Source organism: Bifidobacterium sp. LH_558 (assembly GCF_056356295.1).
The window spans coordinates 86330-100365 of sequence record NZ_JBKETZ010000001.1; the positions used below are offsets into that span (position 1 = coordinate 86330).

Annotated in this window: 11 protein-coding genes and 2 tRNA genes; 2 read left to right on the forward strand and 11 right to left on the reverse strand. The window is 62.8% G+C overall.

What is annotated here, in order from left to right:
- Positions 1 to 15: 15 nt before the first annotated feature.
- The 7 genes from AC1AV0_RS00405 to AC1AV0_RS00435 all read right to left on the reverse strand — a co-directional run bounded on the left by AC1AV0_RS00405 (position 16) and on the right by AC1AV0_RS00435 (position 7630).
- Positions 16 to 972 carry a 3-hydroxyacyl-CoA dehydrogenase family protein gene (locus tag AC1AV0_RS00405; RefSeq protein ID WP_476570556.1) on the reverse strand — a complete coding sequence of 319 codons (957 nt, stop codon included), beginning with the start codon at positions 970 to 972 and terminating at the stop codon, positions 16 to 18.
- Positions 973 to 1160: 188 nt separating this feature from the next.
- Positions 1161 to 2012 (reverse strand): translation elongation factor Ts, encoded by an 852-nt coding sequence (gene tsf / locus AC1AV0_RS00410; RefSeq protein WP_476570558.1) that lies wholly within the window; start codon positions 2010 to 2012, stop codon positions 1161 to 1163.
- A gap of 81 nt (positions 2013 to 2093) precedes the next feature.
- A complete protein-coding gene (gene rpsB, locus AC1AV0_RS00415; protein WP_476570559.1) occupies positions 2094 to 2927 on the reverse strand; it encodes a 30S ribosomal protein S2 in 834 nt (277 codons plus the stop codon).
- A gap of 248 nt (positions 2928 to 3175) precedes the next feature.
- Positions 3176 to 3661, reverse strand: coding sequence for a peptide deformylase (gene def, locus AC1AV0_RS00420; protein WP_476570561.1), 486 nt, complete (start codon positions 3659 to 3661; stop codon positions 3176 to 3178).
- Between the two features lie 3 nt (positions 3662 to 3664).
- Positions 3665 to 5770: an AMP-dependent synthetase/ligase gene (locus tag AC1AV0_RS00425; protein ID WP_476570563.1), complete on the reverse strand. Its 2106-nt coding sequence runs from the start codon at positions 5768 to 5770 to the stop codon at positions 3665 to 3667.
- 85 nt (positions 5771 to 5855) lie between these two features.
- Positions 5856 to 6380 (reverse strand): hypothetical protein, encoded by a 525-nt coding sequence (locus tag AC1AV0_RS00430; RefSeq protein ID WP_476570565.1) that lies wholly within the window; start codon positions 6378 to 6380, stop codon positions 5856 to 5858.
- A gap of 125 nt (positions 6381 to 6505) precedes the next feature.
- A complete protein-coding gene (locus AC1AV0_RS00435; protein WP_476570566.1) occupies positions 6506 to 7630 on the reverse strand; it encodes a GuaB3 family IMP dehydrogenase-related protein in 1125 nt (374 codons plus the stop codon).
- Positions 7631 to 7770: 140 nt separating this feature from the next.
- Here AC1AV0_RS00435 and AC1AV0_RS00440 point away from each other — a divergent pair, with 140 nt between their 5' ends.
- Together AC1AV0_RS00440 and AC1AV0_RS00445 are read left to right on the forward strand one after the other, a co-directional pair.
- Positions 7771 to 8991 carry an NADP-dependent isocitrate dehydrogenase gene (locus tag AC1AV0_RS00440; protein WP_476570568.1) on the forward strand — a complete coding sequence of 407 codons (1221 nt, stop codon included), beginning with the start codon at positions 7771 to 7773 and terminating at the stop codon, positions 8989 to 8991.
- Between the two features lie 158 nt (positions 8992 to 9149).
- A complete protein-coding gene (locus AC1AV0_RS00445; RefSeq protein ID WP_476570569.1) occupies positions 9150 to 10808 on the forward strand; it encodes a substrate-binding domain-containing protein in 1659 nt (552 codons plus the stop codon).
- A 1-nt stretch (position 10809) separates the two neighbouring features.
- Here the strand turns inward: AC1AV0_RS00445 and AC1AV0_RS00450 are convergent, their stop codons facing one another.
- The 4 genes from AC1AV0_RS00450 to AC1AV0_RS00465 all read right to left on the reverse strand — a co-directional run bounded on the left by AC1AV0_RS00450 (position 10810) and on the right by AC1AV0_RS00465 (position 13807).
- Positions 10810 to 12621 carry an AMP-dependent synthetase/ligase gene (locus AC1AV0_RS00450; RefSeq protein WP_476570570.1) on the reverse strand — a complete coding sequence of 604 codons (1812 nt, stop codon included), beginning with the start codon at positions 12619 to 12621 and terminating at the stop codon, positions 10810 to 10812.
- Between the two features lie 76 nt (positions 12622 to 12697).
- Complete coding sequence (locus tag AC1AV0_RS00455; protein WP_476570571.1) at positions 12698 to 13393, reverse strand: M23 family metallopeptidase; 696 nt, start codon at positions 13391 to 13393, stop codon at positions 12698 to 12700.
- 224 nt (positions 13394 to 13617) lie between these two features.
- Positions 13618 to 13690: transfer RNA gene (locus AC1AV0_RS00460), tRNA-Asn, on the reverse strand.
- 44 nt (positions 13691 to 13734) lie between these two features.
- A tRNA-Asn gene (locus tag AC1AV0_RS00465) sits at positions 13735 to 13807 on the reverse strand.
- Positions 13808 to 14036 lie beyond the last annotated feature (229 nt).

Genomic DNA, 14036 nt, shown 5'->3' on the forward strand with positions numbered 1-14036 from the left:
TCATGCCGCGTCGACTCAGGATTCGGCGCGGTCTTCTTTGAGGGCCTGCATGAGGGCTTGATCGCGGTAGGCGATGGTTTGGCGGCCTTCCTCGCCGGTCCACGGGTAGAATCCCTGACCGGTTTTGGCGCCAAGGTCGCCGGCGGCGACTTTTTCAGCGAGCAAGGGGTCTGGGCCTTGGCCGGCGTCGAGATCCGCATACAGGTATTCGCTGACGTTGCGGAAGGTGTCGAGTCCGCCCAGGTCGATGCTGGCGATGGGGCCGAGGATGCTCCACCTGCGTCCGAGACTGTATTTGACCACGATGTCGATCGCCTCCGGGTCCGCGATGCCCTCGCGCACGATGGACAGGGCTTCGCGCAGCAGGGCGAGCTGCATGCGGTTGCCCACGAAACCCAAGGATTCGCGCTTGAGTTTCACGGCTTTCTTGCCGATGGCCTCCATCAGTTCGAAGGTGGTTTCGACCGTTTCGGGCGCGGTGCTCTCCCCCGGCACCACTTCGACCAGCGGCATCAGGTGCACGGGATTCCAGAAATGCGCGACCACGAACCGTTCCGGCCACTCCAACGCCGACTGGATGGCGCTGGGGCTCAGTCCCGACGTGTTGGTCGCGAGGATCGCATCCTTGGGCGTGTGCCGTTCCACCTCACGCCATACCGTGCGTTTGACGTCCAGATCCTCGACGATGGATTCGATGATGAAGTCCACATCGGCCACGCCCGCCGCGGTATCGCTGAACGCGGTGATGCGCGAGAGCACCGCGTCGACGGTATCGCCTTCACGCATCAGCCCGTTGGCGGCCAGTTCGCTCGCATCGTCGCGGATCCTCGCCATGGCGGAGTCCAGACTGTCTTGGCTGCGGCCGATGAGATGGACGTCGTAGCCCGCCATTGCGAACTGCAGCGCGGTGCCACGCCCCATGGTGCCGGTTCCCAGATTGCCTATTGTGCGAATCGTTCGCGCCATCGTCATCTCACCCGTCCTTTCGCCGGTCGCTCCTACGGTTGTCCATGTGCATTGTAGGCATAGAGCGGCGGGATGATGCCAAACGGATTTCACCATGCAGTCCGTCAGATATAGCAAAGGCCGCGCACCCGAATCGGGATGCGCGGCCATATGCGTGATTCAGTCAGTCACGACCGAAGATCAGCGAGTCAGACTCACTCCTCTTCGCCCTTGCCGACCTCGACGCGGGCGAAGGCCACGGCCTTGCCGCCCACTTCCTTGAACAGGTCGCCGACGGTCTTGGACGGATCCTTGACGTAGGCCTGCTCGAGCAGCACGCTCTCCTTGTAGAAGGCGTTGAGACGGCCTTCGACGATCTTGGGAACGATCTGCTCCGGCTTGCCCTCGGCGAGGGACTTCTCGGTGGCCACGCGACGCTCGGACTCGACCACTTCGGCCGGAACGTCCTCGCGGGTCAGCCACTGGGCGCCCATCGCGGAGATCTGCAGCGCGGCCTCGTGCGCGACGGCGGCACCGGCCTTGTCGGTGGCGATCATCGCGACGATGCTCGGCGGCATCTCGGCGGACTTCTTGTGGGCGTAGACCTCGACGTGCTCGCCGGAGATCTTCGCGAACTGGCCGACCTTGACGTGCTCGCCGAACAGAGCGGCGGCCTCCTCGACGGCCTCCTTCACGGTGGAGTCGCCGGCCTTGGCGGCCAGCAGCTCGTCTGCGGAGTCGGCGTTCGCCTCGACGGCGTAGCCGAGCACCTCGTCGGTGAACTCAACGAACTTCGGGGTCTTGGCCACGAAGTCGGTTTCGGAGTTCAGCTCGACGGCGTAACCGGTCTGGCCTTCGGCGGTCTCGACGATCTTGGAGCCGATGGTGCCTTCCTGGGCCTTGCGGCCTTCGCGCTTGCCGGCGGCGGCGATGCCCTTGGCGCGGATGATTTCCTTGGCGCGAGCGACGTCGCCTTCGGCCTCGGTGAGGGCCTTCTTGACGTCCATCATGCCGGCGCCGGTGTCTTCACGCACCTGCTTGATCAGAGCGGCGGTAATTGCTGCCATGTGTTTGTCTCCCTATGTTGAAAGTGTGATTATCCCGTAAACCGGGAGGCGCTTGTCACGCCTCCCCATTCACGGTTGGATTCACTCGGCCTTCTCGGCTTCGGCCTCGGTGGCCTCAGCTTCGGCGGCGGCCTCGGCGGGAGCGGCCTGGTTCTCCAGGAGCTCCTTCTCCCAAGCGGCCATCGGCTGCTCGGCGGTCTCGCCTTCGGCCTTGGTGGCCTTGCCGGAACGCTCGATGAGGCCCTCGGCGACCGCGTCAGCCATGAGGCTGGTCAGCAGTTCGATGCCGCGGATGGCGTCATCGTTCGCCGGAATCGGGTACTCGACGGCTTCCGGATCGGTGTTGGTGTCGACGATGGCGATGACCGGGATGCCCAGCTTGTGGGCTTCCTCGACGGCCAGGGCTTCCTTGTTGATGTCGACGACGAACATCGCGGACGGCGTGCGGGTCATGTTGCGGATACCGCCCAGCTGCTTGTTGAGCTTGTCCTTCTCGCGCTCGAGCAGCAGCAGTTCCTTCTTGGTCAGGCCGGAGCCGCGCACGTCGGAGAAGTCCATCTCCTCAAGTTCCTTGAGGCGGTTGACGCGCTTGGACACGGTCTGGAAGTTGGTCAGCATGCCGCCGAGCCAACGCTCGGAGACGTAGGGCATGTTCACGCGGACGGCCTGGTTGGAGACGGCCTCCTGAGCCTGCTTCTTGGTGCCGACGAAGAGCACGGTGCCGTTGTGGGCCACGGTGGTCTTGATGAAGTCGTACGCATTGTCGATCATGTCGAGCGACTTGAACAGGTTGATGATGTGGATGCCGTTGCGCTGGGTGAGGATGAACTGCTTCATCTTCGGGTTCCAGCGGCGGGTCTGATGGCCGAAGTGCAGGCCTGCCTTCAGCATGTCGCTCATAGCGATCTGAGCCATGGTAATGCTACCTTTCATTGTCGGTTCTTGCCTGGCCATGCGCACCTGCGTGCAGCGTCGTTCCCTTGCTTGGGAAGTCAGCCGACCGACACAGGCCGTCGCGGACATGGCGCGATATGCGTGCGTGCCGGTAGGGATCAGTTGGGTGGCCCCGAACGCCTGCGACCGCGCCCGGAAACCGGGGTGGCACACACAAACTCTTAGAATAGCACAAGACCCCGCCGTTTGGGCGGGGTCTTGGCGGAGAATCACTTGGCGTGTTCGCGCATGTATTTGAGCGCGGCGCGGCGCTCCTCCTTCTCCAGACGGTCGAGGTAGACATGGCCGTCGAGATGGTCGCATTCATGCTGGAGCATGCGCCCCATCAGCCCATGCCCCTCAAGCACCACTTGGTTGCCGTCGAGGTCGATGCCGCGCACGCGCGCGTAGTCGGCGCGGCGGGTTTTGTACCACAGGCCGGGCACGGACAGGCACCCCTCGTCGCCGTACTGCTCGCCGCTGGTCTCCTCGAGCACCGGGTTGAGCACATAGCCCACCTTGCCTTCGATGTTGTAGGAGAAGGCGCGCAGGTTCACGCCGATCTGGTTGGCGGACAGGCCGGCCCGTCCGGGATCGTTCACGGTTTCGATAAGGTCGTCGACCAGTCGACGCACGGCCGGGGTGATCTCTTTGATCTCATCGCAGGGCGTGCGCAGCACCGGATCGGGTACGACGCGAATCTCACGGATTGCCAAAACTCACTGCTCCTCATTGGTCGCGCCGGCCGCGTCGTCGGCGGCGGGCATGTCTTCAGCTCCACCGGCGGCCAAGGCGTCATCGTCCACCTCGAAGCCATCCGGCTGCTGCTTCTTGATCTTCTCGGACACGGTAGCAAGCGAATCCGACACGCTGGCGCGCGTGCGCTCGTATGCCTGCCGCATCTTCGGGCTCATGGTCTCCGAGGCCTGCTTGACCGATTCGCTCATCTGCTGCACCGTCTCCGTGGTGCGGTCGATGATCCGGGCGGTGGCGGGCACCGGCCTTGAGGAGGCCTTCGGAGCGTACAGCTCGCTTTCGATCAGGTCTGCGTAGCGCGAGAGCACCTTCGGACGAACCATCTTCATGCTCGGCGTGAGCGTGCCGGCCTCTTGGGTGAATTCCTCGTCGAGGATGACGAATTTGCGCACCGACTCGGCGCGCGACACGTTCGCGTTCGCCTGGTCGATGTACTGCTGGATGAACGCGCGCACCGCGTCGCTTTGCGTGATCTCGGCCATCGACATATCCGCGTTGAGCCCTTGCGAGCCCAGCCACGAGCGCGTCATCTCGTCGTCGAGTTCGACCAGCGCCGCGATGAACGGCTTGCCGTCGCCCACGACGACCGTATGGGAGACGATCGGGCAGGTGTTGATCACGTCCTCCATGGGCGCGGGGCTGACGTTCTTGCCTCCCGCGGTGATGATGATGTCCTTCTTGCGTCCGGTGATGGTCACGAAACCGTTCTCGTCGATGGCACCCAGATCGCCGGAGCGGATCCATCCGTCCTCGGTCATGGCGGCGGCGGTAAGCTCGGGCTGCTTGTAGTAGCCGAGGAACACGTTGGGGCCGGTGAGCAGTAGTTCGTCGTCCTCGCCGAGACGCACGCCCATGCCTGGTCCCGGCTTGCCGACGGAACCGACCACGTTGTCGTCCTCCCAGTTGACGAGCATCGGAGCGGCCGTTTCGGTCATGCCATAGCCCTGGATGAACGTGATGTCGTCCATGCCGTTGAAGAAATGTGCCAGGTCGGCGTTGAGCGGGGCGCCGCCGCAGGCCAGGTACTTGAGGTTCGGCCCCAGTGCGGAGCGCACCGACGTGCCGACGGTCTGCATGTAGAACATGTGCTTGAGGCCCGCGATGGGGGAATGCCCCCTGCCTGCCTGCTCGTCCTTCGACCATTGGACGAAATGCGCGAACGCCTGGGCAAAGATGCGGCCCCTGATGCCGGCACCCGCCTTCTGGGAGGCGGCGTTGTAGACCTTCTCGAACACGCGCGGCACGCCGAGCAGATAGGTCGGCTTGAACGAGCGCAGGTCGGCGAGCAGATGCTTGGCGCTGGGCACGTAGCCCACCACACCGTGCCCGCCGATGGCCACATATTGGATATAGCGCGCGAAGCAGTGCGCCAGCGGCAGGAACAGCAGCAGACGGTTCGGCTGGTAGAGCACGCCGTTGAGGATCTCATAGCCGTTGTGGACGATGTGGGTGAAGTTGCGGTGCGAGAGCATCGCGCCCTTCGGTTTGCCCGTGGATCCGGAGGTGTAGACGATGGTGGACATGTCGTCCGCTTTGACGCGCGCGATGGCGCGGTCGAGTTCGCCGTCGTCCACCCGTTCGCCGAAGTCGGCCACCGCGTCGAGTCCGTCCGCTTTGAAATTGAACACATATGTGAGATGCTCGCGGTCGGCCCGGATCTGTTCGAGGGTCTGGGCATGCTCGGAATCGCCGGCGAAAGCGATCAGCGGCTCGACATCGTCGATGATGGAGGCCGCCTGCTTCGCGGAATCGGTCTCGTAGATCGGCACGCTCACCGCGCCGATGGCAGCGCATGCGAAGTCGACCACACCCCACTCATAGCAGGTGGCCGAATAGATGGCCACCATGCTGCCGGGCTTGGCACCCAGTCCCATCAGGCCTTTGGCGACGGCGCGCACACGCTCGAGCATCTGTCCCGCGGTCACGTCCCGCCACTGGCGGGTCTCGTCATCCTGCCATTGGGCGATGAGGTCGCTCGGATTCGCTTCGGCCCGATTGGCCAGCAAAGCGAAAATCGTGTCTTCCTCGGTGGTGACGTACCGGGGATCAGAGATATATTCACGCAACATACGCACCACTATAGGCCGTATCGGGGTCGGCGGCACGCTGCCGCGCCGCCGACCGTACGTCCGTGCTTGAGGCGGGCGACCCGTCTCAGCCGATGTCGGCGTAGGTGCACATCCACCGCGAGCCGATTATCTTGAATTTCATGTTCGCCAGATACGAGTCGCGGCCTATGGTCAGCTGCACGGCCGTCTCCAGGGTGTCGTCGCTGATCAGCATGCCGGTGATCCAGTGCGGAATGGCGGGAAGATAGCAGAAACGCGCCTTCAATTCGGGATGGGTGAGCATATGGGTGTCGACCAGATACGCCATGGTCTGCAGACGGTCCATGCATTGCGTCGTCATGGCCCGGTGCAGATGCTCGACGTCGATTTTGCCGCGCACCGCGTCCGTCGCATAGCAGGCGACACGGCACGACGACATCGCCAGCGAATGGCATTCGGCATCGTTCGGCCCTCCGTGGAAGGTGCGGGCGATATGGTACTTCACCGGTCGTTCGCAAAGTTCGGTGACGATGAATCCGTCGCTTGCAGGGATGGGACGGCGTTCGCGAGCGGGCAGGATCGCGCTGATGTCGTTATCGTTCTGGCTGGAGTCATAGTTGTACTGATGCACGGGTTCTTTCCCTTCTCTACTCAACGCCGTCACCGTCGGCGGCTATGCATCAGCACAACACAACAGGAGCGTCCAGTCAAGCCGACCGGACGCTCCTGTGCATAAGTGGATAACTGTGGACAACCTCAGCGAATGGAGTTGGGGTTCACCACCATGCCGCAACGCTGGAAGTTCTTCACGTCGACGTATCCAGTCGAAGCCATCGCGCGACGCAGCGCGCCGACGAAGTTGGTGGTGCCGTCCGCCACATGGCTGGGACCGAACAGGATCTGCTCCAGCGAACCAACCGTGCCCACCGTGGTGCGGTAACCGCGCGGCAGGGTCTGATGACGGGCCTCCGCACCCCAATGCGTGCCTTGGCCAGGCGCTTCGGCCGCGCGGGCGAGCGGCGCGCCCAGCATCACGGCGTCCGCGCCCAGTGCCAGCGCCTTGACGAAGCTGCCGGAGTCTCCCATGCCGCCGTCAGCGATGACCTGCACGTAACGGCCGCCGGACTCGTCCATATAGTCGCGTCGGGCCTCGGCGACGTCGGCGATCGCGGTGGCCATCGGCGCCTGCACGCCGATGGTCTGGCGGGTGGCCGACACGGCGCCGCCGCCGAATCCGACGAGCACGCCGGCCGCGCCGGTGCGCATCAGATGCAGCGCGGCGGTGTAGTTGGCGGCGCCGCCCACAATCACCGGCACGTCGAGATCGTAGATGAACTTCTTCAGGTTGAGCGGCTCATGGCCGACCGACACGTGTTCGGCGGACACCACGGTGCCGCGGATCACGAACAGGTCGACGCCCGCCTCGACGACGGTCGAATAGAACTGCTGGGTGCGCTGCGGGGAGAGCGCACCGGCCACCGTGACGCCGGCGTCGCGGATCTCATGCAGACGCCGGGTGATGAGCTCCGCCTTGATCGGCTCCGCGTAGATCTCCTGGATGCGCGCGGTGGCGCGTTCCGCCGGCAGATTCGCGATCTCGTCCAGCAGCGGGGTCGGATCGTCGTAGCGGGTCCACAGGCCTTCGAGGTCGAGCACGCCGAGCGCGCCGAGCCGGCCCATGGCGATGGCGGTCGCGGGACTCGTCACCGAATCCATAGGCGCGCCGATCACCGGCACGTCGAACTCATAGGCGTCGATCTGCCAAGAGGTCGACACATCCTCACTGTCGCGCGTGCGACGGGAGGGAACGATGGCCACATCGTCCAACGAATACGCGAGACGGGCTTTTTTGCCCAAACCGATTTCAATTTCCTGAGACATGGCTTCTAGGCTAATGCGCGGCGCAGACGGGAACGGGCCCCGCGCCCAAGGTGTCCACATAGCCGAACGCGGGTACGTTCCGTTTACAAACATGCGCTATGAATAGCCCTAAGACCCCACGCACCCATAGAGGAGGAAGCATGGCCAAAATCAAGGTCGAAGGCACGGTCGTCGAACTCGACGGCGACGAAATGACCCGCGTCATCTGGAAGGACATCAAGGATCGTCTGATCCTGCCCTATCTCGATGTGGATCTGGAATACTACGATCTGGGCATCGAGAACCGCGACGCCACCGACGACCAGGTGACGATCGATTCGGCCGAGGCCATCAAGAAGCATCATGTGGGCGTCAAATGCGCCACCATCACACCCGACGAGGCTCGCGTCCAGGAATTCGGTCTCAAGAAGATGTGGAAGTCCCCCAACGGCACCATCCGAAACATCCTCGGCGGCACGATCTTCCGCGAGCCGATCGTGATGAGCAACGTGCCGCGTCTGGTGCCGGGTTGGACCAAGCCGATCGTCGTGGCCCGCCACGCCTTCGGCGACCAGTACAAGGCCACCGATTTCAAGGTGCCGGGCGCCGGACGTCTCACCGTCACCTTCACCCCCGAGGACGGCTCCGAGCCGATCGAGCATGTGGTCTACGACTATCCGGCCGAAGGCGGCGTGGCCCAGGTGCAGTATAACGTGAACGAATCCATCCGCGGATTCGCCCGCGCCTGCTTCAACTACGGCCTACTGCGTCACTACCCGGTGTATCTCTCCACGAAGAACACGATCCTCAAGGCCTACGACGGCCAGTTCAAGGACATCTTCGCTGAAGTGTTCGAAACCGAATACCAGGAGCGTTTCGCCGCCGAAGGCCTGACCTACGAGCACCGCCTCATCGACGACATGGTCGCCAGCTCGCTCAAGTGGAGCGGCGGCTACGTGTGGGCCTGCAAGAACTACGACGGCGACGTGCAGTCCGACACGGTGGCCCAAGGCTTCGGTTCGCTCGGCCTGATGACCTCCGTGCTCATGACCCCGGACGGACAGACCGTCGAGGCCGAGGCCGCGCACGGCACCGTGACCCGCCATTACCGCCGGTGGCAGGCCGGAGAGAAGACCTCCACCAACCCGATCGCCTCGATTTTCGCTTGGACCGGCGGACTGCGCCACCGCGCCAAGCTCGACGGCACCCCCGAAGTCGCGCATTTCGCCGACACCTTGGAGAAGGTGATCGTCAGCACCGTCGAATCCGGCCGCATGACCAAGGATCTGGCCACGCTGATCGGCCCCGACCAGGCATGGCTCGACACCGACGGATTCATGAACGCGCTGGACGAAGAGCTGGCGAAGGCGCTCGCCGAGTAGCCTTCCGCGCGGTCACTCCCTGAGGCGCCCCGTATTCAGGCCTGAATATCCCCGTAAGGACACCCGGATATTCAGGCCTTTTGCATACTCCAGCGACTACAATCGGCAAACAGCAGAGCAACAAGCCGACAAGCCGCTTCGGAAAGGACCTTCCTCGCATGACCACGCGCCACTTCTCGTTCGCAGCACGTCTTACCGCGCTTATGGCGGCGGCCGGCCTGCTTATCGGATTGGGGGCGTGCTCGTCGACGGACGACGGACAATCCGAGGCATCTGATCCTTCGAACGCCACGGTCTCCACCGGAGCCGAAGACGGCGCCGTCGCCATCTTCACTCCCTCGGATGGCATCACCATCTCCCAACATACCCCGCTGAACAAGTGGGCGAAACTCGTGCCGGAGATCACCGAAGCCTTGGAATCCGAGGGCATGAGCGGAGACCATATCGAAACCTTCACCTCCGATTCGTTGGGCAGGCAAAGCCGAGCCGTGCAGGATTACGTGGTCGATCATCTCTCCGCGGATGAGGACGACGATGTCGAGGCGCAGCACACCACACTGTTGGTGGCACCCGTGGTGCAGACCGACGATTCCACTAGGCAATACGGCGACTACATCCGCCAGGAACTGGAACACGGCAGCGAAGACGCCGATGGCACAGCCGATGGAACTGACGCCGATTCGTCGGGAGACTCCGACACATCCGATGAAACTCTCGAAACCGACGACGCGGATTCCGACGAGAACAGCGAGGAATCCGAAGCCGAGCGCATCGCCGAGGAGAACCGTCAGGCCGCCGACCGATTGGTGTCCGCATTGCGGCTCGCACAGGAGTCGGGCATGCATGTGGTGCTGATGGCCAATACCATCGAGGGCTACTCCCCCGACGCTTTCGTCTCGTTCAGCGACGCGCGGTCCATCGGGCAGCTGCAAGCGCAAAAGCTTGCGGCCAAACTCGAACTCGACAAGGTCAGCAAAGACAATCCCAAATACGTCGAAGTGATGCTCCCCTACGATCCGCCGGACTCTTCGTCCGAAGACAACGAGTCCGGTACCGAATCATCCGCTACCTTCGCCCAGGAGGCCTTCGCCGGCATCTGGAGCGTTTTGGGGCCCTATTTCGAGTCCGGCGTGTTGCGCAGCCCGTCGGGGATTCTCACCGCCTCGACCACCGCCGACGACTGGCGTCTGGTCTCCTACGACGCTTCCGAAGACAACGCGACCGGCGATGAGCTCGCCAACCGTTTGGATGTGGAGCACAGCGATTCCGGATACACCCGCATCGACGGCGTGATCGCCATGAACGACTATGTGGCCTCCGACGTGATCGACGAGCTGGAAACGCTGGGGTACACCGGCTCCGCCGCCGACATCAATCCGTCGATCACCATCTCCGGCATCGTTGACAACATCACCGGCAAAAAGGATCTTTCCCGCAGCGCCGTGCCCGACCCCATCAAAGCCCCCGACGCAGATGACTCCGACGCCGACGCGCAGGATGAGTCGGAACGCGACGCGCAGTGGCCGCTGGTCACCGGATATGGCGCGTATGTGGACAGCATGCCCGATCTGGTCAGCGGCAAGCAGTGGATGACCGGTCTGGAGAACCGCAAGGCGTTGGCCGAAGACACCGCACAGGCCTGCGTGCTGCTGAACACCGGAAAAACCTTGGACGAGATGGAATCGGTGAGCACCACGACCATCGCGGATAAGGAAACGCCGACCATCAGCGAAACCCTGCTGGCGGTCAGCGCATCCAATCTCAAAGCCGAGCTCATCACGCCCGGCTATATCACCATGGCCGAAGCCGGCCTGTAACCTACTTCTTACCCGCGTAGATCACCGTGTCGATGAGCTCGCGGTAGTGTTCGGTGATCGCGGCGCGGCGGGCCTTCAGGCTCGGCGTCACCATGCCGTTGTCTTCGGTGAACTCATCGGGCACGAGCTCGAACTTGCGGATGGATTCGGCCCGGGAAACCAGTTCGTTGGCGGCGTTCACGGCGCGTTCCACCTCGGCGTAGACGATCGGGTTCTTCGCCGCCTGTGCCAGATCCGCCACTTCGGCGGCGCCCTGCGCCTTGAGCCACGTGTTGGTTTCCGCCAGATCCAAAGCCACGATCGCGGCGATGAACGGCTTGCGGTCACCGATCACCACGCACTGGTTCACCACCGGCGAGGTCATCACGGAAGCCTCCAGCATACCGGGTGAGACGTTTTTGCCGCCGGCGGTGATGATCAGATCTTTCTTACGGCCGGTGACCGTCACGAAGCCCTCATCGTCCAGCTCACCCAGATCGCCGGTATGCAGCCATCCGTCGACGATCTGCTGCGCGGTGACCTCGGGCTGATTGTGGTAGCCGGCGCACACCTGCGGGCTCTTGATGCACAGTTCGCCGTCCTCGGCGATGCCCACGGTCACGCCTTGCAAAGGCAGGCCGATGGTGCCGATCTTGTAGCCTTCGGTGGGATTCACGCTGGTCGGCGCGCAGGTTTCGGTCATGCCATAGCCTTCCAGCAACGGCAGTCCCACGCCGTTGAAGAAATGCGCGATGGACGAGTCGAGCGGAGCGCCGCCGGACACGGCGTATTCCACATGGCCGCCGAACACGCTCATGATGGTGGAATAGACCAGCTTGTCGTACACCGCGTGCTGCAGGTTCAGCAGCAGCGGCATCTTCTCGCCGGACTGCTGTACCGCGGACCATTCCTTGGCCACGACGGTGGCGTTCGCGAAGATGCGTCCCTTAAGACCCGAACCGGCCTTCTGGGAGGCCGCGTTGTAGATCTTCTCGAAGATACGCGGCACGGCGAGAATGAAGGTGGGCTGGAAGCTGGCGAAGTCGGCCAGGATGGTTTTCAGATTGCTGGACAGGCCGAGCGAGACGTTGCCGGCGAAGCAGAAGAACTGCATGTAGCGTGCGAACACATGCGCGAGCGGCAGGAACAGCAGCAGTCGGCGATTCGGTTTCATCGCGATGTCGGGCATGGAGTTGATGCCGGAGTAGGTGATGAACACGAAGCTGCCATGGCTCAACTCGATGCCCTTCGGCGTGCCCGTGGAACCGGAGGTGTACACGATGGTCGCCAAATCGCTTCCCTGGACCGCGCGCTCGCGCTCGTAGAACTCCTCGGTGGTCACACTGCGACCGTATTCCTCAATGGTGTCGATTGCGCCGTAGTCGATCACATACACATCATCGAGGCTTGGGCACTCGCCGCGCACGGATTCGATTTTGTCGCGCTGCGCGTCGTTCTCGGCGAATGCCATTTTGACGCGGGAGTCGTTGAAGATCATGGCGACCTGCGCGGCCGAATTCGTCTCGTACACGGGCACGGTGAGCGCGCCGATCGACATGATCGCCATATCGAGCGCAGTCCATTCCCAGCGCGTCTTGGAAATCACGGACACGGCGTCTCCGGGCATGATGCCGCGGGCGATCAGTCCCTTGGCGATGGCGATCACCTTGTCGCGGAATTCCACGGCGGAGAACGACATCCAGTCGCCGTTCGCGCCCTTGTATTCCACCAGCGAATCCTCGGGCGTGCGTTCCACGCGGTGTTCCAGCACCGAGAAGATGTTCTGGTCGTAGTCGATGGGGGCCGCCAACGGGCGTGTGTATTCCTTGAGCATGCTGCTCCTGTTCTCTTACATTGCGTTCCGCTTCGCATTGTATACCGACCCGCTGCTGAAGACGGCGGAATCACCGTCAGGCGGTGGGCTTGAGGGCGATGATGGTGCGTGCCGTATACGTGTTTGGATCCAGATAGTCGTCCCCGCCGCGTCGCAGGCCCCAATGCACGCATCGGTTCCCGCAATGATCGGACCCTCCTCCGACGACGGCGAAATCCTCGCCTCGACGCACGCTCGCGCCGACCTGCAGGTCGGTGGTGGCTGGCTCGAAGCTCGAGATAATCGTGCCGTGGCGCACGCTGACCACGTCCTTGCCCGCCACCACGCCGGCGAAACTCACTATGCCATCCGCCGGAGCGAGCAGCGTCGTTCCCTCTTCGGCGAGCAGGTCCACGCCACGATGGCCCGCGGACCATGTCGTGAGGGGTCTGCGGAATTCCTGTTCGAGGCTGACTTGGTCCACCGGCCAATCAAACATGGCTTGGCAGCGCGACTCGTCGGAGGAAGCGAAGGCCTTCGCATCGACCACCGATGCCGTGAAGGCGATGGGGGTCGCCGCAACGCAATCGTTCCGTTCTTCGGCGAGCACATGCCGCCCTTGCCCCGTGCCGGCGGCGAGCATGCAGGCCAACAGCAGCACCATCGCGGCGAATATCGCCATGGCCGACGTCAAGGCGCGGCGTCGCTCCTCTTGGGCTCGCCGGCGTTCGTATTCGAATCGTGTCTTTCTGACGCGGCTTTGGTCGCAGCGCCCGATATATCGGTTCATCATCATCGCTCCTTGGAATCTCGCAGTGGACTCACGCGTTCGTCGTGATGTCGTGGTTCCACTGTGAGCAATGCGATACTCCGTTGTCCACTCGAAACGGGTTATGTGGTTCCAGCCTTCCGAGTTATCCACAATGCCGCTTCACAGTCGCGCCGCGCATGCCGCATCCCCACCGACCAACATTGGCCTAAAAACAAGAAAACCCCTGAAATTCAGGGGTTTATAAGCTCCTGCGACTGGGCTTGAACCAGTGACCGTCCGATTAACAGTCGGATGCTCTGCCAACTGAGCTACGCAGGAATATTCAATTTTCTCGACCGAAAATCGAAATCTCCGATCTCGAGCTCCTGCGACTGGGCTTGAACCAGTGACCGTCCGATTAACAGTCGGATGCTCTGCCAACTGAGCTACGCAGGAATATGTTCCCGTGCGGTTGATTTCTCTCGCGCACAAGTCACATAGCTTACATGATTTGCTCTCAAATGCAAATCAACACGCCTCGGCATGTCGCATCATCAGAACCCCCATTCACTCCTCGACGTCGCGAACCATCTATCGTACGGTCACTGGTTCAATCCCAGTCGCAGAAGCCTGCCGGAAGGCTTTCGTTTCGGCGGAAGCCTTTTAGTGTTTAGAGCTGGATGCG